The sequence below is a fragment of the Bradyrhizobium tropiciagri genome (assembly GCF_018130505.1).
Lineage (GTDB): Bacteria > Pseudomonadota > Alphaproteobacteria > Rhizobiales > Xanthobacteraceae > Bradyrhizobium > Bradyrhizobium tropiciagri_B.
In genome coordinates this window covers 1-22975 of sequence record NZ_JAFCKH010000003.1, presented here as the reverse complement: position 1 = coordinate 22975, position 22975 = coordinate 1, and the positions used below count along the sequence as shown (strand labels likewise).

Below are 22975 nucleotides of genomic sequence, written 5' to 3'. Positions count from 1 at the left end.
GTTTTGCGAGTGATTGCCGCGATCTCAGTCGCGGCGATGGATGTCGTGCGTGACCATGCCGAGCTCCGGCGCCGGCAGGTCGAGGCGGCGCGGGTCGGCCAGGGTGCGGCGGATGTCCTCCAGCCCGCTCTGCCAGTGGGCGCGCATGCCGCTCAGCCCGAACTCGTAGTCCCGCGAATGGCCCTCGTGGAGCTTGGTCTGATAGATCAGGTGGATGATGTTGCAGGCGCGATGGCGAGCCATCTCGGCGATGGCGCGGATCTCCGGATCCTGCTTCGCGCGGTCGGGCAACAATGCGAGCGTCCGCTGCAGCGCCTGACGCATCTTCTGCATCTGCTTGGCGTGGTCGGTGATGGCGCGGGTGCGGCTCGAATACTGGATGTCCTTCTGGCGGCTCGACACTTCCATCATGTCGTAGGGAACGCGGCCCTTCGCCGACCAGAGGTCGATCTGGAATGTCAGCGTATCGCACGGCTCCCCGGACAGCACGCGGGACAGCGGTGTGTTCGAAACCACGCCGCCATCCCAGTAGTGCTCGCCCTCGATCTCGACGGCGGGGAATCCCGGCGGCAGCGCGCCCGAGGCCATGAAATGCTTCGGTCCGAGGCGGCGTTCGGCGGTGTCGAAATAGGTCAGATTGCCGGTGCGGACGTTGACGGCGCCGACGCTGACGCGCACGTCGCCGGAGTTGAGCCGGTCGAAATCCACCAGCCGCTCCAGGGTCTGGTGCAACGGTGCCGTGTCGTAGAAGCTGGTCGCCGCGTCACCCGAGAACGGCGACCAGATCGGCGACGGAAAGCGCGGCTTGAAGAAGCCGGGCTGACCCTGCATCAGCGCCCGCGTCGCCGCCAGCGCATTGCGGATCGAGCTGATGTCGAACGCGAACGGCATGGCATTGGCCAGCCCTTCGCCGGCCGGCCACTCGATCGAGAACGCACAGATGGTCTCCCAGAACTCGCGCAGCCGCTGCACGCGCTCGTTCTCCGGCGAGCCGGCGATGATCGCGGCGTTGAGCGCGCCGATCGAGATGCCGGCGAGCCAGTTCGGCCGGATGCCGGCTTCGTGCAGGCCCTGGTAGACGCCGGCCTGATAGGCGCCGAGCGCGCCACCGCCCTGCAGCACCAGCGCCACGACATCGTATGGCAGGGCTCGCGCCCGCCGCGGCACGGGCTCGGTCTGCTCGCGCATCACATTCAGCATGATGAGTACTCCCGATGGTGAGGCTGATGCCGGTCAGCCGGCATTCGCGTCGATCAATGTCCCGGAGGCGGCGCCGCGGCGCGGCGCGGCCTGGCCGGTGGCGAGATAGTCGTGCACCACGCTGCCGAGCCCGAGCGTCAGGTCGGCGACGATGTGCTTGGCCGACAGGATCTGCAGCACCGGCAGTTCGGCGACCGGGGCCAGCGCATGCGAGAACAGGTCGAGCGCGACCGGCCCGGTCCATGCGCCCTTCACCGCGATGTCCTCGAGGTGATAGCGCACCAGCTCGCAGATGCGCGGCGTGCCGTCGACATGCGGGATGATCTTGAGCAGGAAGTTCGGCGCGGCGAGCTTTTTGGCCTCCGCCGCGGCGTCGAGCGCGCGGTGCTTGTAGCCCATCGTGCCGGTGGCGATGCGCACCGAGCCGTAGTCCAGCGTGCCGACCAGCGTGTCGGTCTCGACCGCGAGCTTCGGCTGCGCCAGTTTCTTGGGGAAGCCCCACAGCTCGCGGCCGCCGGCGATCGGCGGATGGTCGTTGAGGAACATCTGGTGGGTGAAGCCGCCGAGCTGGCCCTTGTAGGAGACCGGAATCACCTGGCCGCTTTCGGTGTAGTCGCCGAACCCGGTGGAGTCGGGCATGCGGATGAACTCGTAGTTCACCACGGGATCGGTCAGCTCCAGCGGCTCCGGCACCACGCGCCGCAGCGCCTCGGGATCGGTGCGGTACTGGATGATGAAATATTCGCGGTTGATGAAGCGGTAGGGACCGGGCGGAAAGGCCGGACTGGTCAGCGGCATCGCAAAGGAAGATGCGCGCACGGCGTCGTGTTTCACGGTGATGGGCTCCAGCTGTGTGGGGGGCGGGCCGCGCCCAGGGCAAAGCGCGGCCCGTTTGACGTGAAGCGTCTAGAAGAAGCCGCTCACGTCGGTCACACGCTCCGGATCGGCCGAGGCCAGCGCGGCGGCGCGTTCGGCCTGCGGCGGATAGATCCAGACCGTGTTGATCTCCTTCTTGGTCTTCTTGGCGACGTCGCCGACCATCGTCACCTCGCGCTCCCAGCCGCGCGTGAACAGCGCGCCGGCTTCGCCGAGGTCGAGGCAGGTGACGTAACCCTTCTGATGGTACGGCCTGGTCGGAACGCCGAGCAGCTCGGCGGCCGCGTTGTTTCCGGCGAAGGCGCCCATCCGGGTCGCGTGCTGGCACGACATCAGCGCGTAGTTGCCGGCATCGTCGCATGCGGCCCTGGCGGCATCGCCGGTCGCGAACACATCGGCGACCCCGGGCACACGCAGGTCGCGATCGACCAGCAGGCGTCCGAAATTGTCGCGCTCGGCGGGGATCTGCGCGGTCAGCGGCGCGGCACGCATGCCGGCGGCCCAGACCACGGTCGCGGCCTCGATGTGCTCGCCGGTCGACAGCGTGACGCCGGACTTGCTCACCTCGGAAACGCCGGCGCCGAAGCGGCCCTCGACCCCGAGCTTGCGCATCGCCTCCTGGATGACCGGGCGCGGGCCCTCGCCCATGTCTGGCGCGATCGCAGCATTGCGGTCGACGATGATGACGCGCGGCTTGGCGTCCTTGCCGAGGATCTCGCGCAGCCGCGACGGCAGTTCGGTCGCCGCCTCGATGCCGGTGAAGCCGCCGCCGGCCACCACGACGGTGTCGCGCGCCGCCGATTGCGGCTGCTTGGCGAGGCCGTGCAGATGCTTGTCGAGCGCAATCGCGTCCTGGAGGCTGTCGACGCTGAAGCCATGCTCGGCCAGACCAGGAACGTTCGGACGGAACAGCCGGCTGCCGCTGGCCACGACCAGCCGGTCATATGGCAGCGTCTTGCGCGCGTCCTTGTTGGTCACGATCTGCACGGTGCGCGCCTTGGTGTCGACCGCCTCGGCGCTGCCCTGCACATAGACGACATCGATCGCGTTGAACACGTCGAGCAGCGGCGCGGTCAGGGTTTCCGGTTTCGGCTCGTAGAGCCGCGGGCGGACCACAAGAGTCGGCTCCGGCGAGACCAGCGCGATCTCGAGGTCTTCGGGCGATACGCCCTTGATGTCGCGGAGGCGGGCGGCGGAAAGGGCGGCGTACATGCCGGCGAAGCCGGCGCCAATGATAACAAGTCGCATGTCATGTCTCCTGTGGGTTTGACAGTCGGACGTCCGCGCGCCGCAATCGCCGCTTGCCGGTGCCGGCAAGGCCTTGTCGCGATCGCTGACGCGAAGCGATGAAACGAATTGCCTCTAGTGTTGCGAGACGCAGCTCGATGCGAACGGCATCCGCGTGGGAGTCTCACACGCCGCGTTGCAGCCGCTGGAATAAGGCGCGGCGCTGCGCCGGAAGGCGACCGGCCGCGCGAAGCCGGGCAGCCAATCCCGCTGGGCGCGATCGTTGATCATGATCGATGTCATGGGATCGCCGCCCTGGGCGGCCTGCGCGGCGGTTTCCTCGCCGGTGGACGATGTGAAGCGAACCGTCAATGACAGCCCGTAGACGATTGCGGTGGCAACGACCCTGCGACGTTGCGTGAGCACGAGAGTGCTGCCGAGATCCTTCAAGGCCATCGCTGATCTCCATTGATTGGCGTGAGGCGCCATGGTGATCTAGCGGATCGCAGGTGCGGTTGCCCCAGAGCGATTGCCGGACCTGCATCGCGATTGCGGCTACCGCATGCGGCGGCGCCAATCGCTCGGGGTATCGCCGGTCAGCTTCTTGAACGCCGCGGCGAAGGCGGTCTGCGAGGAATAGCCGAGCATGGCCGCGATCGCGACCACCGTTTCGTCGGTGTCGCGCAGCAAGTTCATGGCCTGCTCGAGCCGGTGCTGGCGCAGCCAGGCATGCGGCGAAAGCCCGGTGCTTTCCTTGAAGGCGCGGCAGAAATGGAAGCGCGAGAGCTGCGCATCCGCGGCCAGCGCGACCAGGGATACGTCCGCGTCGCTGTCCGACCGCAAGCGTTCGATGGCCCGGCGCAACACCGTCGGCGAAAGGCCGCCGACGGTCGGCTCGATCCTGCCAGGTGCGCCGGTATAAACGGCCAGCAGGCGGGTGGTCACCAGCTCGGTCAGTTGGTGCCTGAACAGCGTATCGAGCGCCGCGCTGCCGTCGAGCGCATCCGCCGCGCTCAGCAGCAATTGCGACGTGACGGAATCGGGATGCGCCGTCTGCTCCAGCAGATCGCCGGGCCTGGCAGTTGCGGCCTCGCCGGCGACACGCTCGAGCGTTGCATGCGGAAGGTAGAGCTGAACGACATGCATGCGCTGGTGAATGTCCCACCGCGATGTCGAGCCGGCCGGAATGATCGTCACGACACCTTGCCGCGCCGTTCCGATCGCAACCGACCTGCCGCTGCGCCGCTCCAGCAATTGCGAGCCGGCGGGATAGGTCATCACGACGTGATCGAGCATCGGCCTGACGACGTCGTGCAGGGCGTCGTGGGTCCAATAGGCGATCGCGCCGCTCGACGGATCCGACGCCATGCGGATCGGCCGTGTCTTGAGCACACGGGCCATCTCCTGATCGGCGGGACTGCGTGGGCCGGCGTCGGGCTGCTGCGGATCGGTCGTCGCATCCTGCAGAGGATCGTGCAGGATCGGCTTGGTCATGACGGGTGCTCGGGTCTGAAGGCTCATGCGCTCACTCCCCTTGCGGACCGGTCTCTCGACCCATGAGGCGCGAACTGTCGGCGTGAGCAGTAGACGCCGCGCATGGCGGGCGTCTTTCCTGAAACGCCCACGTTTTGTCCATTTCTGCTATCGCTCGCGGCTGCGACATTCTGCGCCTCGGAGCGCGCCAAGCACCTTGAAATCGCTCCGAAATCGCGTTGCCGTGATCGGCGGCGCGGAACGTCTTGCCATCGCGCGACGGCATCTTGCCGATTCCTGACAATGAGCTATCACCTCTGCGGCCGGCCAACGGTGTGGCGGGTTGGACTTCACGGACGGAAATCCTCGAAATGGCACAGACGGGCGTCTATGGACGGAGGCTCGGGCAGCCGCTGCAGCTGACCGATGCACCGGTCCTGATCACGCGCTCGCTGCGCAGCGCCGAGCTCGCGGTCACCGAGATCCGCAACGATGCGCCGGTGCGCGATCTCTCCGGCTCGCTGCCCGCCGACGACGCCTATCTCGTCAGCCTCAAGTTTCGCGACTACGCCGCTTGCGAGTGCTGGGAGGACGGCCGCTGCGTCATCAAGTCGGATATCCGCAGCGGCGCGACCTATCTGTACGACCTGAAGCGTGATCCGCGCTACGTGATCGACAAGCCGATCCATTCGCTCTTCTTCTACCTGCCGCGCTCGGCCCTCGACGACATTGCGAAACAGGCCGGCGCGCGGCGTATCGATGAACTCGAATACCAGGCGGGCATCGGCTATGACGACGGCGTGATGCGTCATCTCGGCGCCTCCTTGCGCGAAGCGCTGCGCCGGCCGGAGGAAACCAACCAGCTGTTCGTCGACCATATGATGCTCGCCCTCACCGCCCACGTCGCACAGAGCTATGGCGGACTGCGGAGCGTGAGGGCGCAGCCGCGTGGCGGCCTCGCCAATTGGCAGACGAGGCAGGCCTGCGAGCGGCTCGAGGCCGACCTCGGCGGCAAGCTGCAGCTCAAGCAGATCGCGGCCGAGTTCGACCTCTCGGTCAGCCATTTCTCGCGCGCCTTCCGCGCCTCGACCGGCCTGCCGCCGCATCAATGGCTGCTGCGCCAACGCGTGAAGGTCGCCAAGGAGCTGATGACGGTTCGCGACGTGCCGCTGTCCGAGATCGCAATCGCCGCGGGGTTCGCCAATCAGAGCCACTTCACGCGGGTGTTTACCGCCGTGGTCGGCGTCAGCCCGGCGGTATGGCGCCGCGAGACCCACCGCGTTCCGTAAGACACGCTGACATAACTTCCGCCCTGCCCGCATCGGCGCAAGCGGCATCGCACCGTCGCGTATCAACCGCCGAAAGACGAGCAACGTCAGCGACGTCCGCCCGGTTTGCGGGCGCGACAGGCTGGCGGCGTTTCGATCTCCGTCGCCGCACGCCGGTGACAGGGCACCTTCACCAAATCGAGATTTGACAGTTTGTGCCAATTTGTCAAATTCGACAAATGGGACCGAAAACCCGCATTCTCGACGCGACGATGCTGGTGTTTCGCCGGCACGGCTTTCGCCGCTCCTCGATCGAGCAGGTGGCCGAAGCCGCCGGCCTGACGCGGCAGGCGCTCTATCATCATTTCGAATCGCGGGAAGCGCTGTTTCGCGCCGTGATCGAGCGCGTGCATGAGAGCGCGATCGCCGCCGAAAAGTCCGCGATCAACGAGGCGGAGCAGGAGGGCGGCACGCTCGCCGACATCCTCGTCGCCGGCATGACGGCGCGGATGCGAACGGTGATCGCCTCGTTCGACGGCTCGCCGCATATCGAGGAATTGTATTCCGAGCACCTCGTGCAGGCGCGCGACCTCTACCAGAAATATTCGGCTGTTTATGCCGAAGGCCTGGTCGCGACCGTCGCGCGGACCGCGCGCAGGCTGCAGCTTGCGCTGCCGGAGGGCATGTCGCCGGCCGAATTCGCGCGGCTGGTCGAGATGGCGGTACATGGATCGAAGTCGCAGCATCCGGCGATGCAGCCGGCCGATGCGTTCCTGAAGGACATGGCACTGATGGTGCGGGCGCTCTGCGCCGGCGCCGTGCCGAAACGAAGGCCGCCCGCCCGTAAGGCAGCGGCGAGGAAGAAGCCGTCACGGAGCAAAGCTGGAGGATCTCCATGAGCACGATGACCATCAACGGCCGCGTCGAGCCGTTGCCGGACGACCCCGATGCATTGCTCATCGATGCGGTGCGCGACCAGCTCAAGCTGACCGGAACCAAGCTGGTCTGCGGCGCCGGCGTCTGCGGCGCCTGCACGGTGCTGGTCGACGGAGTGCCGATCGCGAGCTGCCTGATGCCGGCCCGCGCTGCCGCCGGCAGATCGGTGACGACGGTCGAAGGCATCGGCGCTGCCGGCCTGCATCCGGTGCAGAAGGCGTTCATGGCGCATGACGCGCTGCAGTGCGGCTTCTGCACGCCGGGCTTCATCGTGGAGGCCGCCGCGTTCTGCGACGGCTGGCGCGCGTCACGGGGGACGGCCGTGCCGTCCCGCGAGGAGATCGGCGCGGCGCTGTCGGGCCACCTCTGCCGCTGCGGCGCCTATGACGGGATCTTTCGCGCCGTAGCGGATGCCTGCGCCGGCCGCTTCGACGGCGACAATGTCGCAGCGCCGCGCCTCGAGGCGCGCGACAAGGTGACCGGCGCCGCGAAATACACCGTCGACATCAGCCATGACGGCCAGCTCGAGGGCGTGATCCTGCGCTCGCGCGAGGCGCATGCGCGGATCGGCGCGCTGGATCTGGCGCCGGCGCGCGCACTGCCCGGCGTTGCCGCAGTGTCGTTGCTCAGCGACGACAATGTCGTGCGCTATGTCGGCGAGCCGATCGCGGCGGTCGCGGCGAAGGACCGCAGAACCGCGCTGGCGGCGCTTGCCGCGATCAAGGTAAGCTACGAACGCCTGCCGTCGGTGATCGGGCTCGACGCCGGACGCAAGGATGATGCGCCTGTCGTGTTCGACAAGGCGAACCGCAAGCGCGCGGGCAATATCTCGGAGGGCGCCGGCGGGCCCGCGCCCTGGAAACAGAACGTTCGCGGACCGACCTCGGTGTTCGCCCACCGCGCCGGCAAGGCGCGCAGCTGGGTCAACGAGGCGCGCCAGGCCGGCAACCGGCTGTTGGTGGAAGCAACGTTTCGCACCGGCACGCAGCAGCACGCCTGCCTCGAACCGCATGCCGCGGTGGCGCGTTTCGACGGCGACCGGCTGACCGTGCACGCCTCGTCGCAGTGGGTGTTTCATCTCAAGGAGCAGATCGCCAAGCGGTTCAAGCTCGATCACGACAAGGTCCGCGTGATCGCCGACCATGTCGGCGGCGGCTTCGGCTCAAAGGGCGGCATGGGCGCGGAGACGATCGCCGCGGTCGAGCTCGCACGCGCAGCGAAGGTGCCAGTCAGGGTCGCCTACGACCGGCACGAGGAGCTGTCGGTCGCCGGATATCGGCCGGCCGCCGAGATGAAGGTCGCGCTGCTGCCGTCCGAGCAAGGCGGGCTGAAGGCGCTCTCCGTCATCGCACATGCCGACACCGGCGCGGCGACCAGTTCGACGATCGCAGGGCTGGCGCGGCTGATCTATCCCGCCGAGGCCAAGGATCTCTCCGACTTCGACGTCATCAGCAATCTGCCGCCGGGCGCGCCGTTCCGCGGCCCCGGCGGGCCGCCGATGGCGTTTGCGGTCGAGCAGGCGGTCGACGAGGCCGCGCTGCGGCTCGGCGTCGACCCGATCGCGCTGCGCAAGCGCTGGGATCCCGATCCCAACCGCCAGCGGCTCTATGACTGGGCCGCCGGGCTCGACGTCTGGCGCAACCGGCCCGCCGCGCAGAGCGGCCGCTATCGCCGCGGCGTCGGGATCGCGAGCGGCTATTGGCTCTATCTCTGGCAGCCCAAGGTGAAGGTCGAGGTCGCGGTCAGGGGCGGCCGCATCGTCGCGAGCACGGCGACGCAGGATATCGGCACCGGCACCCGTAGCGTGATCGCCGAGACTGTCGCGCGCGAGTTCGATCTGGAGCCCGGCGACATCGAGGTGCGGATCGGCGATTCATCGCTGCCGGAAGGACCCGGCTCCGGCGGCAGCCGCGTCACCGCATCGGTGCTGCCGCCGACGCTGCTGGCCGTGCGCAAGCTGAAGACGGCGATCCTCGAACAGGCGACGCGAAAACCCGCGCCCGGCTCCAATGCGCCATGGCGCGAGCTGATCGCGCGCGCCCCCGACATGGCCATCACGGAGACCCGCGGCGAGGACGGCAAGAACACCGCGCCCGGCATCCGCTCGCCGCTGCGCGAGGTCGGCTTCATCGGCATCATCTTCGGCTGGATGATGCGCCGCATGTCCAACATCGTGATCGGCGCCGGCGTGCCGAGCTCGGTGCAGGTGATCGAGGTCGAGGTCGACACCTGGCTCGGCCATGTGCGCGTGCTCAACGTGCACACCGGCCTTGCCATCGGCAAGGTCGCAGCCCCGGTGCTGGCGCACAGCCAGGCTTGCGGTTCGGTGATCCAGGGCCTCGGCTACGCGCTCTATGAGGCGCGCGAGCTTGATCCGCGCAGTGGCGATGTGCTGACCGGAGGGATGGAGGATTATCGCATCCCCGGGATCGCCGACACGCCCGCCATCGACGTGCATTTCGACGAGGCGGGCTTCGACCATGTGCTCGGCAACAGCGTCGGCATCGGCGAGGTGGCGACGGTGCCGACCTCGCCCGCGGTGGCGAACGCGATCCACAACGCGATCGGAGTCCGCCTCACGGAGATTCCGATCCGGCCTGACCGCATCCTCGCCGCGCTGAAAGGGAGGGCCGCCGCATGAGCGCCGCAACCGCCGTGACGACGACCGTGCCCGAATTCCGTGCCGCCGGCACCGACCTGTCCGAACGCCGCCGCAGCGGCGTGTCGTGCGGGCCGATCATAGACCTCGACGCCGGTCCCGACATGCTCGGGATCGACTGGGCCGCGGACGGCTCCGCCCGCATCGGCGCGCTGACCGCGATCGCGGCGATCGCTTCCGACCGGCGGATCGCGCAGGCCTATCCCGGCCTCGCCGCCGCCGCGCAGGGCCTCGCGACGCCGCAGATCCGGCAACTCGCGACGCTCGGCGGCAATCTCGCCCAGCGCTCGCGCTGCTGGTACTTCCGCAATCCGCAGATCGCCTGCCTGAAGAAGGGCGGCTCCGATTGCCCGGCGCGATCAGGCAATCATCTCTATCACGTCGCGTTCGATCTCGGCCCGTGCGTGGCGCCGCATCCGTCGACGATGGCGATGGCGCTGTTGGCCTATGATGCGAGCGTGAGCACGGGCTACCGCCGCGGGCTGTCGATCCCCGAGTTGCTCGGCGATGGCAGCAACGGCAGCGCCGACAATCTGCTTGGAACCAGTGAGCGGATCGAGCGGATCGAGCTCCCCGCCCCGCTCGCCGGCGAACGCGCGCTCTACAAGCGCGCCATCAGCCGGACACATGCGGAATGGCCGCTGGTCGAGATCTGCGTACGGGCGGTGCTGTCGGGCGGCAGCTTCCAGCAGATTCATATCTGCGCCGGCGGCATCGCCCCGGTGCCGCTGCGGCTGACGGCATGCGAGGCAGCGCTGCGGGGCAAGCCGGCCGATGCGGCCACCATCGCGCAGGCTGCCGAGCTCGCGACGTCGGGCGCAAGGCCGCTGCCGATGACCGGCTACAAGCTCGACCTGCTGAAGGGCCTGGTGCGCGACGTGGTGGAGCGGATTACGGCGTAGACTGCAGCGGACTCAGCGTGCCCGCGTCAGCGCCAGCCAGATGCCGCCGCCGATCATGAAGCCGCCGGAGATGCGCGACATCAGACGCGTCCGCTCCTTGGAGAAGAACTTCCGGGCGCGGCCGGCCGCCAGTGCGTAGGCACCGTCGGTCAGCACCGCGGTCGCCATGAAGGTGATGCCGAGCAGCGCGACCTGCGGGATGTGCGGCTTGTCCATGTCCATGAATTGCGGGATGAAGGCGCCGAAGAACACCAGCACCTTCGGGTTCGAGAGCAGCACCAGAAAACCCTGCAGGAAGAAGCCGCCGCGCGGCGGCGCCAGCGGCTCGTCGGTGCTGACGCCCTCGACCGGGGCGCGGATCAGCTTGTAGCCGAGCCAGACCAGATAGGCGGCGCCGGCGAAGCGCACCCAGTCGAACCAGTAGCCCATGGTCGCCATCAGCGAGGTCAGGCCGACCGCGACGATGCCGATCACGATCGCCAGCCCCGCCTGCGCGCCGAGCACGTTGATCATCGCCGCACGCGTGCCGTAGCGCAGGCCGTTGGCGATCACCATGGTGACGATCGGACCAGGCAGCAGCGCCAGCGCAATGCAGGCGGCGACGAAGGCGAGATAGGCTTGCAGGGACATGGGGCTCTTCCGGTTGGTCCTGACATTATGCATGCGAGAGGCGAACATGGAAGCGGTTCGCTCCCTCTCCCCGTCCTTCACGGGGAGAGGGTTGGGGTGAGGGGCTCTCTCCGCCAGGTGGCGCGAGCCGTAGACCTGCACCCCCTCACCCGCCGCGCAAGTGCGCGGCGACCTCTCCCCGCAGGCGGGGCGAGGTGAAAGAGCAGCGCATCGCTCAGCCGTTCTCCAATGCAGCGATCATCCATCGCTTCAACGCATCCGACTCCAGGAACGTCAGTACTTCATGCTGCACCCGCGCCGCATCGCCCCGGCCCTGCGCGGCCACCGCCATGAGATCGCAGCGATGCGACACGGCGATGCCGATCGCGGTGCGTTTCCCCTCCGGCATCTCGAGATCGTAGGCCCTGATCCGCCCCCGCATGTCGGCAACATCGACCACCTCGCCCGCCCGCAGCGGCGTGAAGCGCGGGCTGATCATGTCGACATCGGCGACCCGATCGACCTCGTCGTCATCGGCAACGCCGCTATCGCAATTGCAAAAGCCGAGCTTCGGCCGGAGATAAACCTCGACCTCCGCACCGCAATCCGCCTCGCCGCAGCGGAAGGCGCGGCCGGCGGGCCAGCCGTCGCGCGGGAACGGCCAGGCGATCTCGTGCCACGCGCCGGCTCGCGGAGGCGACATCTCATAGCCCGCCAGCGCCGAGACGCCGCCGAGCGCCAGGAACATCGCCGCGATGACCGGCCATGAGCGTGTCATCGGGCGCTCACGGCAGTCCGGCGATGGCGCGCGCTTCGCCGGTCAGTTCGAGAATGTGCAGCCCGGTGTTGGCGCGGTCGACGGCGTAGATATAGCCGCGATCGTCGGTCTCGACATTGTTGGTCTGGATCGCGACCTTGCAGCGTTCCTTCCCGTCGATGGTGACGCAGCGCTTGTCGGTCGCCGCCGTGATCGAGGGAATGAAGTAGCCGACTTCCTTCGGATGATAGGGATCGCGGATGTCGAGCGCGCGGACGCCGGCATTGAAGAACGCGATGAAGGCGAGCTTCTTGTAGTAGACCGGCGCCATGCTCTCGCTCGACGAATGCGAGCCGAACCGGCCGCCACGCTCGCAGAAGTTCCCGCTGGCCTCCGGCACCGTGTAGCTCGAGATCAGCATCGGCCGCGCCTCGGTGGTGACGTCGGCGAACCAGACCATCTGGCGCGCCTCGCCGCACTCGTTCTGGATCGCCTCGTCGACGATCATCACGATGTCGCGGGTCTTGCCGTCCTTGTCGTGGGCGAATTCCGCGATCGGCATGCCGGGCATCGGAAACACCGTGTGCGCGCCGTTCATCGCCGACAGCGGCATCCGCGCGATCTCCGGGAATTTCAGATTATCCGGCGTCGGCTCCTTCGGCCCGTTCAAGAGCTTGTCGCGGTCGACGATCTGCAGGAAGCCGCCCTTGTTGGTGCCGTAGCCGAAATAGACGCGGTTGCCCTTCGGCCCGGTTGATATCGGGCCGTGCAGTTCGGTCGGCACTGCGCCGGTCGCACCGGGCTCCTGCCCGGGCAGGCCGAAATCCCTGATCTTCACTGGATGGGCGGGATCAGCGAGATCGTAGATCTGCGTCATGCGCCGCGTGCGCCAGTCCGGCGCACCCGAGACCAGGTAGGCGACCCCGGTGTCGCATTCCCAAAAGCTCTTGTGGGTGTCCTTCAGGCCTTCGCCGATTTTGGTGACGAGAACCGGATTGGCCGGATCGGCGACATTCCAGATCTCATGCCCCTGGCTGCCGACGGCGCGCAGCATGTAGACCGCGTTGCGATCGCCCTTCGGCAGATCCTTGCCGTCGCAGATCCGCACCATCTGTGCGCCGCCGGATTCATATTTGCCTTCCTGTCCCGGAATGTGCCGCAGATATTTCGGATGCACGGGATCGGTGACGTCGACGATCGAGGTGCCGTTCGGCTCGGCCTTGCCGGTCATCGGATTGACCGGATCGGGAATGGCGTCGGTGCCGCCGTGGTGGCCGATATAGGCGATCCAGCGGTCGCCCTGATGATGAATGGTCGGCTGATAGGCGCTGCGCGCCTGCAGGTCGCTGGTTCCGACCAGCTTCATGTTGGAGGCTTCAGGCGGATCGCCGATCTTCGGCTGGGCGCTCGCGACACCTGCGAACAGAACAAGAAAAACCGTGCAGCAAGCTGCCGTACCGCGACCACCCATGCGCATCCACCCCGTGTTCCCTGACCAATCTGCGTTGGCTGCCGGTGACATAGCACGCCGGAATGACCGCCCAAACACACGCTCTTGACATGCAACCATTCGGTTGCCTATTATCCTGACCATGGATGAAGTCTTCAAAGCACTCGCGGATGCCTCACGGCGCACGCTGCTCGACCGGCTTCATGACCAGAACGGGCAGACGCTCGGCGAGCTCTGCGACGGTCTCGACATGACGCGTCAGGCCGTCACCAAGCACCTTGTGATTCTCGAGGAGGCCAACCTCGTCACCACGATCAAGCACGGCCGCGAGAAGCTGCACTATCTCAATCCGGTTCCGATCCATCAGATCGGTGAGCGGTGGATCAGGAAATTCGAGCGCGGGAAACTTGTCGCGCTCAGCGAATTGAAAAGACAACTGGAGAAGCGTGATGAGTAAGCCGGACTACGTCTACGTCACCTACATCGAGACCACGCCCGAAAAGCTCTGGGATGTGCTGACCTCAGGCGACTTCAGCGAACGTTACTGGTTCGGCTATCGCTGCGCCTCCGACTGGACCGTCGGCTCGGCGTTTTGCCTCGTCAGAGACGGCAGCAACGCCGTCGAGGGCGAGGTGCTGGCGGTGGATCCCCCGAAACAGCTTGCCTACAGCTGGGACGTGGTGAAGGACGGCGCCGAGCGCGAACACACCTCGCGCGTGACCTTCGACATCGAACCGCGCGGCCGTGTCGTCAAGCTGACCGTGACGCACGACAATCTCGGCCCCAGGACGCTGCGCAACGTCTCCGGCGGCTGGCCGATGGTGATCGCCAGCCTGAAGAGCTTTTTGGAAACCGGTCGCGCGATGCCGGCCGACCTGCCCACGTGCTGAATTGAGGATGCCAGCAATGTCCAAGCCCGAATTCGTCTACGTGACCTTTATCGAGACCACGCCGGAGCGGCTGTGGGATGCGCTGACCAAGAGCGAGTTCACGCGGCAATACTGGTTCGACACCGAGCTCAAGTCGGACTGGACGGTCAGTTCACCCGTCGCGCTCGTGATGGGCGGAACGATCACCGACACCGGCAAGATTCTCGAAATCGACCGGCCGCGCCGCCTCGCCTACAGCTTCAAGCACGAACTCGATACCGAGATGGGCAAGGAGCCGCCGACCAGAGTCGTCTTTACACTCGAGCCGGTCGGCAAAGTAGTCAAGCTGACGGTCACGCATGACGGCTTCGGCGTCGGCAGCAAGCTCTTTGAGGGAATCGCCCAAGGCTGGCCGGCAATCCTGTCCGGACTCAAGAGCCTGCTCGAAACCGGAAAGGTGTTCAAGATTCCGGTCGAGGCGCTCGGCGTCGACTGCCACTGAACGCCATGAAGATCTATCGAAGGACACGCGCGGACATGAACATCGAGAAATTCAAACCAGCGATCGTCTACACGATCTACATCGCCGCCACGCCGCAAAAGGTTTGGCAGGCGCTGACCGACGCGGAGCACAGCCGGCAATATTTCTCCGGCAACGCGGTCGAGGTCGATCTCAAGGTCGGCGGCGGCTTCATCATGCGCACGCCTGATGGCGCGGTGCACATCTCGGGCGAGGTGATCGAATGCGATCCATTGAAGCGGCTCACCGTCACCTTCAACGTCAACTGGCCGCAGCTCGTCGAGAAGCTCGGCCCGACGCTCGTGACCTACGAGATCGAGCCGGCCGGCGACGGCGTCAAGCTGACACTGCTACAGTCGCATGACCGGGAGATCAGCGACGACATCCTGTCCGGCGGTCGTACCGGCTGGCCCGCGATCCTGTCCAGCCTGAAGAGCCTTGTGGAGAACGGCAAGGCCATGGTGATCCCGATGCAGCCCCCGGCACGCATGATGGCCGCGCTGAAGGAATTGGGAATCCCGATGCCGTCGTGAGGCGTGCGGCGCAGTCGCCCCATACAACCGCCGTCCTCCCTGCGAAAGCAGGGACCCATAACCACCGTTTTCAGTTGGAGCGTTCGGCTGGGGCCCCAGCCATCAAAAAACTCCACCCTGTGGTTATGGGTCCCGGGTCGCGCTTCGCTTGCCCGGGACGACGGCGGAGAGAGCTACCCCAACGCCCGCAGCTCGCGCCGCAGCACCTTTCCCGTAGCCGTCATCGGGAGGCTCTCCGCAAATTGCACGAAGCGCGGATATTCGTGGGCCGCGAGCTGCACCTTGACGAACTCCTGGATCTCGCGCGCCAATGCATCGCTCGGTGCATGGCCCGGTCGCAGCACGATCCAGGCCTTGATCGATTCCGTCCGGATCGGATCGGGAATGCCGACCACCGCCGACATCGCGACCGCCGGATGCTTCATCAGCGTATGCTCGATCTCGGACGGGCCGACGCGATAGCCGGCGGTGGTGATGACGTCATCCTCGCGGCTGACGTACCAGAAGTAACCGTCCTCATCCTGCACGCCGAGATCGCCGGTCAGCAGGAATTCGCCGGCATATTTCTTCGCCGTCGCCTCCGGGTTGCGCCAGTATTCGATCATGGTGCACGGACAGGGCTGACGCACGCCGATGATGCCGCGTTGTCCGCGCGGCAACTCCTCGCCCTGGTCGTTGACGATGCGGACGTCGAAGCCGGGCGTGGCGCGGCCCATCGCGCCGGGGCGGATCGGAAACAGGTTGGAGTTGCTGCCGATCACGAGATTGCATTCGGTCTGGCCGAACACCTCATGGGCATCGATGCCGAAGGTGCTGCGCACCCAGCCGAGCAATTCGCCGCCGAGCGACTCGCCGCCGGTGAAGATGCTGCGCAGCTGCACGCCGGGATTCTTCACATTGGCCTGCCGCATCAGCTTCAGCGCGGTCGGCGGCAGGAATACATTGCGGATGCCGAGTTCGGCCATCATCTGCATCGCCGCCTGCGGCTCGAACTTGCGCGCGCGGTGACCGACCATCGGAATGCCGTGATACCAGAACGCGAACAGGCCGTTGATCAGGCCGCCGATCCAGGCCCAGTCGGCCGGCGTCCACATCAGATCGCCCGGCCTGGGGAGGAAGTTGTGGCACATCTCGACATTGGGCAGATGGCCGAGCACGACGCGATGCGCGTGCAGCGCGCCCTTTGGATTTCCCGTCGTGCCGGAGGTGTAGATGATCAGCGCGGGATCGTCCGCCGAAGTGTCGACGGTTGCGAATTCCGGCGAGGCCGACTTGATCGCGCCCCAGAACGATGCCGTGCCCGGCGGCGTGCGCGCGCCGACGATGTAGACACGCTTCAGCTCGGGAAGGCGATCGCGGATCTTCGCGAGCTTCTCCCAGCCGGCCTCGTCGGTGACGATGGCCTTGGCGGCGGAGTTCGACAGGCGGAATTCGAGCGCGTCCTCGCCGAACAGCGCGAACAGCGGGATCGAGATGAAGCCAGCGCGGAACGCGGCGAGATGCGCGACCGGCAGTTCGAGCGATTGCGACAGGAACACCGCGACGCGATCGCCGCGGACGAGCCCACCGGCCGCAAGCACATTGGCGAAGCGGCGCGAGGCGTCCGCGACCTCATCGAACGATGTGTGCGACTTGCGGCCGTCCTCGTCGAGATAGACCAGCGCGAGCCGCCGGCCGCCGTCGGCGTAGCGATCGCAGCAGGCGGTCGCCATGTTGAATCGCGCCGGCACGTCCCAGCGGAAATTGCGATACAGCTCGTCGTAGGTGGCGGCTTCCTTGAGCATTCGGCGGATCGTCCCTGGCGTTGTCACGGCGCCCGGCCATGACGTTTTCGGTTTGGCGCCAGTTTTAAGGAGGTTGATGCCCGGCACAAGCTCGGAATCCGTGGCCCGGATGGGGCGAAGCGAAATCCGGGGCGTCGAGCGACTGGACAGACCCGGATTTCGCTTCGCTGCATCCGGGCTACGAAGATTGCATGTAGCGGACCGGGTTTTCCTTGTCCGCCTTGAAGATGTCGGCGGCCTCGGCAAACAGCGCTGCGACGGCCGGCGCATTCAGGTCGGCGAACGCCGCGAAACTGAAATTATTGCCACCCATCCGCAATTCGCCGAGCTTGCCGGCATAGTGGGGAGCGAGCGGCTTGCCGCCACGCGTCACCGCGACATAGACACTGATGTAATTCTTCTGCAGCGCCACGCCGATCACGGGCCAGACGGCCGTCTTGCCGGACTTGATCGCATAGCGAAACTGACCGTAGCCGATCATGCTCATGCGCATGCCTGCCTCGCCGGCCGGCGTTCCCGCGTGAAAGTGCCGATTCAACGAAGGCGCGGCCTTGCGCATCACCGCGTGCAGCTGTTCGAGATCCGCGGTCCGGTCCGGATCGAAGGCGAGGTAGGCTTCCAGGCTGTCCGCCGTGACGCGAAACATCGCGAAGCCTCCTAGGTAGCCCGGATGCAGCGAAGCGTAATCCGGGGACCTTGCCGGACGGACGCACTTACCCGGATTTCGCTTCGCTGCATCCGGGCTACGAAGGCATCACGCCGACAGCGCCGCTTTCACCAGGCCGCTGGCCTTGGCGAAATCCATCTGGCCGGCGTATTTCGCCTTCAGCGCGCCGATCACCTTGCCCATGTCCTTGATGCCGGCGGCGCCGGTCTCAGTGACGATGGCCGAGATCGCGGCCTTCACCTCGTCGTCGGACATCTGCTTGGGCAGATAGGCCGTGATCACCGCGATCTCCTCGCGCTCCTGGGCGGCGAGCTCGGCGCGGCCGCCCTTGTCGTAGAGCTCGACGGATTCCTGGCGCTGCTTGATCATCTTCTGCAACAAGCCGAGCAGGTCGGCATCCGACAGCGGCGGCTTGCCCTGCCCGCGCGCGTCGATGTCGGCGTTCTTGATGGTCGAATTGACCATCCGCAGCGTAGAGAGCTTGCGCTCGTCCTTCGCCTTCATCGCCTCCTTGACCGCATTGTTGATGTCGTCACGCAGCATTTGATGTCCTTAAAGCTACCAAACCCTTCATCTAGGCAGTTCGCCGGCACAGAACAACCTAGTTCCGCAGCCATTCGACCAGCGCATCCGCGCAAGGTCCCGGCAGTTCGAGCTGGGGCAAGTGACCGCAATCAGGCAGCACGACAAGCTTCGCGCCCGGAATGCCGTTGGCCATCTCGTCCGACAGCGCGTTCGGCACGGTGTTGTCGGTGTCCGATGTCAGCACCAGCGTCGGGCATTTGATCCAGGCCATGGTTGGCCGCGAATCGGGCCGGCTCATCACCGCGGTCTGCTGCCGGATGAAGGCCTCGGCGCCGACATCCTCGCTCATCTCGTCGACGATCCGGCGCAGGCTGGCATCACCCTGCCGCGACGGATGCACGAAGCCTGGAAACAGCTCGTCGACCACGCCGCGATACTGGCCGCTTTTGGCGCGCTCGATCATGCCGCGGCGGCGTGCGGTCGCTTCCGGCGTATCGGGTCGCGCCTGGGTGCTCATCAGCGCCAGCTTGGCCACCCGCTCGGGCGCCTGCCGCATGATCTCGAAGGCGATGTAGCCGCCCATCGAATGACCGGCGAGCGCAAAGCGCGGCGGCGCCTCGGCCAGGATCCGCCGGGCGATCGCGCCCATATTGTCATCCCTGACATGGTTGGCGACCGTCACCGGCCCGAACCGCCACAGCGCCGGGATCACCGGGGCGAAAATCCGCGGCGAGCAGATGAGGCCCGGGACGAGCAGGATCGGCATCGAGTTGTCCATGCGGGGCTCCGGACCGGGTCATTTTCGGCAAGCAAACGGCCGCTTCAGGGAACTTTAGATTAAAAGGCCGTTTGGGCCTGTCAATTCGGACGGCCCTGCGGTGTGAATCCGTGCCCTTTCGCTTTGACGCCGTAAGGTGCGGCGTCTATTTAAAGGGCTCATGACAACATCCGAAAACGCTCCCGCCTGGCCGGACCACAAACCGACCGCGCTTCTTGTGCTCGCCGATGGCACCGTGCTGGAAGGCTTCGGCCTCGGCGCGGAGGGCCATGCCGTGGGCGAGGTCTGCTTCAACACTGCGATGACCGGCTATGAGGAGATCCTCACCGATCCGTCCTATGCCGGCCAGCTGATCACCTTCACCTTCCCGCATATCGGCAATGTCGGTACCAACGAGGAAGACATCGAGACGGTGAACATGGCGGCGACGCCCGGGGCGCGCGGCGTGATCCTGCGCTCGGCGATCACGGATCCATCGAACTACCGCGCCACCCGCCATCTCGACCAGTGGCTGAAGGCGCGTGGCATCATCGGCCTGTCCGGCATCGACACCCGCGCGCTGACCGCACTGATCCGCTCCAAGGGCATGCCGAACGCGGTGATCGCCCATGCCAGGAACGGCGAGTTCGACCTGCACGGGCTGAAGGAAGAGGCGCGCGAATGGCCCGGCCTCGAGGGCATGGACCTGGTGCCGATGGTCACCTCCGGCCAGCGCTTCACCTGGGACGAAGCGCCGTGGGTCTGGGGCAAGGGATTTGGCCAGCAGACCGCGCCCGAATTCAACGTGGTCGCGATCGACTACGGCATCAAGCGCAACATCCTGCGCCTGCTCGCCGGCGTCGGCGCCAAGGTCACCGTGGTGCCGGCGACGACGGCGGCCGAGGACATCCTGGCGATGAAGCCGGACGGCGTATTCCTGTCGAACGGCCCGGGCGACCCGGCCGCGACCGGCAAGTATGCGGTGCCGGTGATCCAGAAGGTGATCGATTCGGGCACGCCGACCTTCGGCATCTGCCTCGGCCACCAGATGCTGGGCCTCGCCGTCGGCGCCAGGACCATGAAGATGCATCAGGGCCATCACGGCGCCAATCATCCGGTCAAGGACGAGACCACCGGCAAGGTCGAGATAACCTCGATGAACCACGGTTTCGCGGTCGACCAGGCGACGCTGCCGAAGGGCGCGACGCAGACCCATATCTCGCTGTTCGACGGCTCCAATTGCGGCATCGCCCTCGACGGCAGGCCGGTGTTCTCGGTGCAGTACCACCCCGAGGCCTCGCCCGGCCCGCGCGACTCGCATTATCTGTTTCAGCGCTTCGCCGACCTGATGCGGCGGAAGAAGAGCGCGGCGTAGCCCCCTCGTCCGATGACTGACAGCCCCGCCCCGAAGGTCGAATACGGCGTCGCCTCGATGCAGGTGATGGCCTCGATGCCGGGGCTCGACTTCGTGCGCGGCATCTTCGCCCGCACGCTGCCGGAGCCGCCGATCATGGAGAATGTCGCGCCGTTCGACTGCACGGCCGAAACCGGCCATGTCGTGATCCACAGCGTGCCCGGCCTGCGCCACTACAACCCGATCGGCTCGGTGCATGGCGGCTACGCTGCGATCCTGCTGGACTCCGCGATGGGGCTCGCGGTGCAGACCACGCTGCCGCAGGGTTTTGGCTACACCACGCTGGAGTTCAAGATCTCCTTCGTCCGCGGCATGAGCAAGGACACCGGCACGATCCGTACCGAAGGCAAGGTGTTGAACGCCGGCCGCCGCGTCGCAACCGCCGAGGCGCGCATCACCGACGACAAGGGCAAGCTGATCGCGCATGCGACCACGACCTGCCTGGTGTTCGAGCTGCCGAAAACCTGAAGCAATCGCGCCCCTGCGCATTGGAGGCATGACGGCACGCGCTGGATCAGCGCGGGCGTTGTGTGATTGACTTTCGCTGTCCGAGATCAGGCCAACATGATCCGGCAGTGACAAGGAAGCGCCCGATGACTTCAGCAAATCCGGACATGACCATCCGCGACATCCGCGTGACGATGCTGCGCCTGCCCTGGGCCGACGATCCCTGGCTGAAGGGTGCGCAACTTGGCGATACCCGCGACATCCTGATCTGCGATGTCGAGACCGCCGGCGGCGTCACCGGCATGGGCTACCTGTTCCTGTTCCGCCCGGGCATGAAGTCGATCGCCGCCTGCCTCGAGGAATGCATCATCCCGCGCGTCAAGGGCAAGGACGCCACCGCGATCGAGGCGATCTGGCGCGACCTGTGGACAGCGACGATGACCTATGGCCGCGGCGGCATCGCCGCGATGGCGATGTCGGCGCTCGACATCGCGCTGTGGGACGCGGTGGGAAAACGCGCCGGCCTGCCGCTGCACCGGCTGTGGGGGCACTACCGCTCGGAAATCCCGATCTACGGCTCCGGCTGCTTCCGCGGCGCCGGCGGCGACGGCATGATCGAGAAGGCGCTGCATTTCGTCAAACAGGGCTACAAGGCGATCAAGATGCAGGTCGCGCATGTCCACACGCCGGCGCAAGACCTCGACAATGTGCGCCGTATGCGCGAGGCGCTCGGCCCCGACATCGACATCATGATCGACGTCAACATGGGATGGAGCGCCGATCTCGCGATCGAGATGGGGCGCAAGTTCGAGAAGTACGACATCTACTGGCTCGAGGAGCCGGTACCGGCCGACGATTTCGCCGGCTACCAGCGCATCGCCAATGCGCTCGACATGCGCGTCGTCGGCGGCGAGACCCATTTCACGCGCTACGATCTGCGGCCGTTCTTCCTCAATCCCTGCCTGCCGATCCTGCAGCCCGACCCGATGCGCGGCGGCATGACGGACTTGCGCAAGATCGCAACGCTTGCCGACACCTGGGGCGTCACGATCGCGCCGCATCTGTTTCCCGAGCTGAACGTGCATCTGCTGGCCTCGATCCCGAACGGCAGCTGGTGCGAGAACATGGCGCTGCTCGACGACATCTGGGTCGATCCACCCGCGATCAAGGGCGGCATGATCACGGCGCCGGAGCGGCCGGGTCACGGGCTCAGATTCAAGGACGAGGTGCTGAAGTTCAGGATCGGGTAGGAACCGGGCTTCGGAGAGCCGGGTTGTTTTTGTGAAGATCGTAGGGTGGGCAAAGGAGCGCGAGCGACGTGCCCACCATTCTCGACGTGCTCGTGATAGTGGGCACGCTGCGCTTTGCCCACCCTACGCAGCGGGAGGATCACGATGTCCGCAGTCAAGGCCGGAGCCGAGCCGCTGGCCATCGTCTTCAAGGACGACGGCCTGATCCCGAACAATCCGATGCCGTTCCTGGTCTACAAGGGCGCGATCACGGTCTGCAAAAACCCTGAAGCCACCATCGAGCAGCTGTTCGGCGGCAATGGCTGGGGCGCGATGTGGCGCAACGGCGTCTACGACTTTGCGCACTATCACGCCACCGTGCATGAGGTGCTCGGCGTCGCCCGCGGCAGCGCCCGCGTGCAGTTCGGCGGCGAGCATGGGCGTGCGCTTCAGATCGCGGCCGGCGATGTCGCGATCCTGCCCGCAGGCACCGGGCACCAGTGCCTGTCGGCCAGCGATGATTTTTCCGTGGTCGGCGCCTACCCGCCGGGCCCGCCGATGGATCTGCAGCGGCCGACGCCGGAGAACCATGCGAAGGCGCTGACGACGATCCCGCTGGTCGCGATCCCGGCGACCGATCCGGTAATGGGCAAGGATGGACCGCTGGTGCGGCTGTGGAAGCCGGTCCATGGTCCCGAGTCATGACCACGCGGGGCGATAGCAGGGGCCCCATGACCAAAATGCCGAAAACAACCCCATGCAAAGTAGCCGCCGGCTGCCGGCGATCCGACGCGGCTGTCCGTAGCGGGTGAAGATGTCGTGTTTTTGTAGCTCGTGATCTGTCGCCTTCGTTTGTGATTTGCAGGTTAGCCG

24 protein-coding genes are annotated in these 22975 nt (G+C 66.4%); 12 read left to right on the top strand and 12 right to left on the bottom strand.

Features of this window, described 5'->3' with window-relative positions:
• Positions 1-24: 24 nt before the first annotated feature.
• From JQ633_RS07770 to JQ633_RS07750, 5 genes are all read right to left on the bottom strand, one after another.
• A complete protein-coding gene (locus JQ633_RS07770) occupies positions 25-1200 on the bottom strand; it encodes a DUF3734 domain-containing protein (protein ID WP_211984258.1) in 1176 nt (391 codons plus the stop codon).
• 33 nt (positions 1201-1233) lie between these two features.
• The gene (locus tag JQ633_RS07765) at positions 1234-2034 is read right to left on the bottom strand and encodes an acetoacetate decarboxylase (protein WP_211984256.1); all 801 of its coding nucleotides are present in this window, start codon (positions 2032-2034) and stop codon (positions 1234-1236) included.
• 72 nt (positions 2035-2106) lie between these two features.
• Positions 2107-3324: an NAD(P)/FAD-dependent oxidoreductase gene (locus tag JQ633_RS07760; protein ID WP_211984254.1), complete on the bottom strand. Its 1218-nt coding sequence runs from the start codon at positions 3322-3324 to the stop codon at positions 2107-2109.
• Positions 3325-3438: 114 nt separating this feature from the next.
• Complete coding sequence (locus JQ633_RS07755) at positions 3439-3759, bottom strand: hypothetical protein (RefSeq protein WP_211984252.1); 321 nt, start codon at positions 3757-3759, stop codon at positions 3439-3441.
• Between the two features lie 99 nt (positions 3760-3858).
• Positions 3859-4797, bottom strand: coding sequence for a helix-turn-helix transcriptional regulator (locus tag JQ633_RS07750; protein ID WP_211984931.1), 939 nt, complete (start codon positions 4795-4797; stop codon positions 3859-3861).
• Positions 4798-5147: 350 nt separating this feature from the next.
• Between JQ633_RS07750 and JQ633_RS07745 the strand changes: the two genes are divergently transcribed.
• From JQ633_RS07745 to JQ633_RS07730, 4 genes are all read left to right on the top strand, one after another.
• Positions 5148-6065 (top strand): helix-turn-helix domain-containing protein, encoded by a 918-nt coding sequence (locus JQ633_RS07745; protein WP_211984250.1) that lies wholly within the window; start codon positions 5148-5150, stop codon positions 6063-6065.
• 218 nt (positions 6066-6283) lie between these two features.
• Positions 6284-6943, top strand: coding sequence for a TetR/AcrR family transcriptional regulator (locus JQ633_RS07740; RefSeq protein WP_211984248.1), 660 nt, complete (start codon positions 6284-6286; stop codon positions 6941-6943).
• Positions 6940-9621 carry a molybdopterin-dependent oxidoreductase gene (locus JQ633_RS07735; protein WP_211984246.1) on the top strand — a complete coding sequence of 894 codons (2682 nt, stop codon included), beginning with the start codon at positions 6940-6942 and terminating at the stop codon, positions 9619-9621. Before JQ633_RS07740 ends, JQ633_RS07735 begins: the two co-directional genes overlap by 4 nt.
• Positions 9618-10541, top strand: a complete 924-nt coding sequence (locus JQ633_RS07730; protein WP_211984244.1) for an FAD binding domain-containing protein — start codon at positions 9618-9620, stop codon at positions 10539-10541. The genes JQ633_RS07735 and JQ633_RS07730 overlap by 4 nt, the downstream gene beginning before the upstream one ends.
• A 12-nt stretch (positions 10542-10553) precedes the next feature.
• Here JQ633_RS07730 and JQ633_RS07725 read toward each other — a convergent pair whose 3' ends face one another.
• The 3 genes from JQ633_RS07725 to JQ633_RS07715 form a co-directional block, all read right to left on the bottom strand.
• Positions 10554-11171 (bottom strand): LysE family translocator, encoded by a 618-nt coding sequence (locus JQ633_RS07725; RefSeq protein WP_211984241.1) that lies wholly within the window; start codon positions 11169-11171, stop codon positions 10554-10556.
• A 214-nt stretch (positions 11172-11385) separates the two neighbouring features.
• The gene (locus JQ633_RS07720; RefSeq protein ID WP_211984239.1) at positions 11386-11928 is read right to left on the bottom strand and encodes a hypothetical protein; all 543 of its coding nucleotides are present in this window, start codon (positions 11926-11928) and stop codon (positions 11386-11388) included.
• A gap of 7 nt (positions 11929-11935) precedes the next feature.
• Positions 11936-13378 (bottom strand): LVIVD repeat-containing protein, encoded by a 1443-nt coding sequence (locus JQ633_RS07715; protein ID WP_211984237.1) that lies wholly within the window; start codon positions 13376-13378, stop codon positions 11936-11938.
• Between the two features lie 121 nt (positions 13379-13499).
• Here JQ633_RS07715 and JQ633_RS07710 point away from each other — a divergent pair, with 121 nt between their 5' ends.
• Genes JQ633_RS07710 through JQ633_RS07695 form a run of 4 tightly spaced genes read left to right on the top strand, consistent with a single transcriptional unit; the run spans position 13500 to position 15279 of the window.
• Positions 13500-13814 (top strand): ArsR/SmtB family transcription factor, encoded by a 315-nt coding sequence (locus JQ633_RS07710; protein WP_211984234.1) that lies wholly within the window; start codon positions 13500-13502, stop codon positions 13812-13814.
• Positions 13807-14247 (top strand): SRPBCC family protein, encoded by a 441-nt coding sequence (locus JQ633_RS07705; RefSeq protein ID WP_211984232.1) that lies wholly within the window; start codon positions 13807-13809, stop codon positions 14245-14247. Before JQ633_RS07710 ends, JQ633_RS07705 begins: the two co-directional genes overlap by 8 nt.
• 16 nt (positions 14248-14263) lie before the next feature.
• Positions 14264-14728 (top strand): SRPBCC family protein, encoded by a 465-nt coding sequence (locus JQ633_RS07700; protein WP_211984230.1) that lies wholly within the window; start codon positions 14264-14266, stop codon positions 14726-14728.
• 35 nt (positions 14729-14763) lie between these two features.
• Positions 14764-15279, top strand: a complete 516-nt coding sequence (locus JQ633_RS07695; RefSeq protein ID WP_211984228.1) for an SRPBCC family protein — start codon at positions 14764-14766, stop codon at positions 15277-15279.
• A 173-nt stretch (positions 15280-15452) separates the two neighbouring features.
• Here JQ633_RS07695 and JQ633_RS07690 read toward each other — a convergent pair whose 3' ends face one another.
• From JQ633_RS07690 to JQ633_RS07675, 4 genes are all read right to left on the bottom strand, one after another.
• The gene (locus tag JQ633_RS07690; RefSeq protein ID WP_211984226.1) at positions 15453-17063 is read right to left on the bottom strand and encodes an acyl-CoA synthetase; all 1611 of its coding nucleotides are present in this window, start codon (positions 17061-17063) and stop codon (positions 15453-15455) included.
• Between the two features lie 178 nt (positions 17064-17241).
• A complete protein-coding gene (locus tag JQ633_RS07685; protein WP_211984224.1) occupies positions 17242-17709 on the bottom strand; it encodes a hypothetical protein in 468 nt (155 codons plus the stop codon).
• A gap of 108 nt (positions 17710-17817) precedes the next feature.
• A complete protein-coding gene (locus JQ633_RS07680; protein ID WP_211984222.1) occupies positions 17818-18273 on the bottom strand; it encodes a GatB/YqeY domain-containing protein in 456 nt (151 codons plus the stop codon).
• 58 nt (positions 18274-18331) lie between these two features.
• Positions 18332-19033 (bottom strand): alpha/beta fold hydrolase, encoded by a 702-nt coding sequence (locus JQ633_RS07675; RefSeq protein WP_211984220.1) that lies wholly within the window; start codon positions 19031-19033, stop codon positions 18332-18334.
• A 160-nt stretch (positions 19034-19193) separates the two neighbouring features.
• Here JQ633_RS07675 and carA point away from each other — a divergent pair, with 160 nt between their 5' ends.
• The 4 genes from carA to JQ633_RS07655 all read left to right on the top strand — a co-directional run bounded on the left by carA (position 19194) and on the right by JQ633_RS07655 (position 22807).
• The gene (gene carA, locus JQ633_RS07670; RefSeq protein WP_211984218.1) at positions 19194-20387 is read left to right on the top strand and encodes a glutamine-hydrolyzing carbamoyl-phosphate synthase small subunit; all 1194 of its coding nucleotides are present in this window, start codon (positions 19194-19196) and stop codon (positions 20385-20387) included.
• 12 nt (positions 20388-20399) lie between these two features.
• Positions 20400-20894, top strand: a complete 495-nt coding sequence (locus JQ633_RS07665; RefSeq protein ID WP_211984216.1) for a PaaI family thioesterase — start codon at positions 20400-20402, stop codon at positions 20892-20894.
• 125 nt (positions 20895-21019) lie between these two features.
• Positions 21020-22123, top strand: a complete 1104-nt coding sequence (locus tag JQ633_RS07660) for a mandelate racemase/muconate lactonizing enzyme family protein (RefSeq protein ID WP_211984214.1) — start codon at positions 21020-21022, stop codon at positions 22121-22123.
• A 144-nt stretch (positions 22124-22267) separates the two neighbouring features.
• A complete protein-coding gene (locus tag JQ633_RS07655) occupies positions 22268-22807 on the top strand; it encodes a cupin domain-containing protein (RefSeq protein ID WP_211984211.1) in 540 nt (179 codons plus the stop codon).
• Positions 22808-22975: the final 168 nt, after the last annotated feature.

Bases quoted from the DNA above. Each gene is read 5' to 3' on its own strand.
- JQ633_RS07660 (WP_211984214.1), top strand. From the start codon at position 21,020: ATGACTTCAGCAAATCCGGACATGACCATCCGCGACATCCGCGTGACG.
- JQ633_RS07720 (WP_211984239.1), bottom strand. From the start codon at position 11,928: ATGACACGCTCATGGCCGGTCATCGCGGCGATGTTCCTGGCGCTCGGC.
- JQ633_RS07690 (WP_211984226.1), bottom strand. From the start codon at position 17,063: ATGCTCAAGGAAGCCGCCACCTACGACGAGCTGTATCGCAATTTCCGC.
- JQ633_RS07730 (WP_211984244.1), top strand. From the start codon at position 9,618: ATGAGCGCCGCAACCGCCGTGACGACGACCGTGCCCGAATTCCGTGCC.
- carA (WP_211984218.1), top strand. From the start codon at position 19,194: ATGACAACATCCGAAAACGCTCCCGCCTGGCCGGACCACAAACCGACC.
- JQ633_RS07700 (WP_211984230.1), top strand. From the start codon at position 14,264: ATGTCCAAGCCCGAATTCGTCTACGTGACCTTTATCGAGACCACGCCG.
- JQ633_RS07735 (WP_211984246.1), top strand. From the start codon at position 6,940: ATGAGCACGATGACCATCAACGGCCGCGTCGAGCCGTTGCCGGACGAC.
- JQ633_RS07685 (WP_211984224.1), bottom strand. From the start codon at position 17,709: ATGTTTCGCGTCACGGCGGACAGCCTGGAAGCCTACCTCGCCTTCGAT.
- JQ633_RS07680 (WP_211984222.1), bottom strand. From the start codon at position 18,273: ATGCTGCGTGACGACATCAACAATGCGGTCAAGGAGGCGATGAAGGCG.
- JQ633_RS07750 (WP_211984931.1), bottom strand. From the start codon at position 4,797: ATGACCAAGCCGATCCTGCACGATCCTCTGCAGGATGCGACGACCGAT.
- JQ633_RS07695 (WP_211984228.1), top strand. From the start codon at position 14,764: ATGAACATCGAGAAATTCAAACCAGCGATCGTCTACACGATCTACATC.
- JQ633_RS07715 (WP_211984237.1), bottom strand. From the start codon at position 13,378: ATGGGTGGTCGCGGTACGGCAGCTTGCTGCACGGTTTTTCTTGTTCTG.
- JQ633_RS07665 (WP_211984216.1), top strand. From the start codon at position 20,400: ATGACTGACAGCCCCGCCCCGAAGGTCGAATACGGCGTCGCCTCGATG.
- JQ633_RS07705 (WP_211984232.1), top strand. From the start codon at position 13,807: ATGAGTAAGCCGGACTACGTCTACGTCACCTACATCGAGACCACGCCC.
- JQ633_RS07725 (WP_211984241.1), bottom strand. From the start codon at position 11,171: ATGTCCCTGCAAGCCTATCTCGCCTTCGTCGCCGCCTGCATTGCGCTG.
- JQ633_RS07740 (WP_211984248.1), top strand. From the start codon at position 6,284: ATGGGACCGAAAACCCGCATTCTCGACGCGACGATGCTGGTGTTTCGC.
- JQ633_RS07675 (WP_211984220.1), bottom strand. From the start codon at position 19,033: ATGGACAACTCGATGCCGATCCTGCTCGTCCCGGGCCTCATCTGCTCG.
- JQ633_RS07760 (WP_211984254.1), bottom strand. From the start codon at position 3,324: ATGCGACTTGTTATCATTGGCGCCGGCTTCGCCGGCATGTACGCCGCC.
- JQ633_RS07745 (WP_211984250.1), top strand. From the start codon at position 5,148: ATGGCACAGACGGGCGTCTATGGACGGAGGCTCGGGCAGCCGCTGCAG.
- JQ633_RS07770 (WP_211984258.1), bottom strand. From the start codon at position 1,200: ATGCTGAATGTGATGCGCGAGCAGACCGAGCCCGTGCCGCGGCGGGCG.
- JQ633_RS07655 (WP_211984211.1), top strand. From the start codon at position 22,268: ATGTCCGCAGTCAAGGCCGGAGCCGAGCCGCTGGCCATCGTCTTCAAG.
- JQ633_RS07755 (WP_211984252.1), bottom strand. From the start codon at position 3,759: ATGGCCTTGAAGGATCTCGGCAGCACTCTCGTGCTCACGCAACGTCGC.
- JQ633_RS07710 (WP_211984234.1), top strand. From the start codon at position 13,500: ATGGATGAAGTCTTCAAAGCACTCGCGGATGCCTCACGGCGCACGCTG.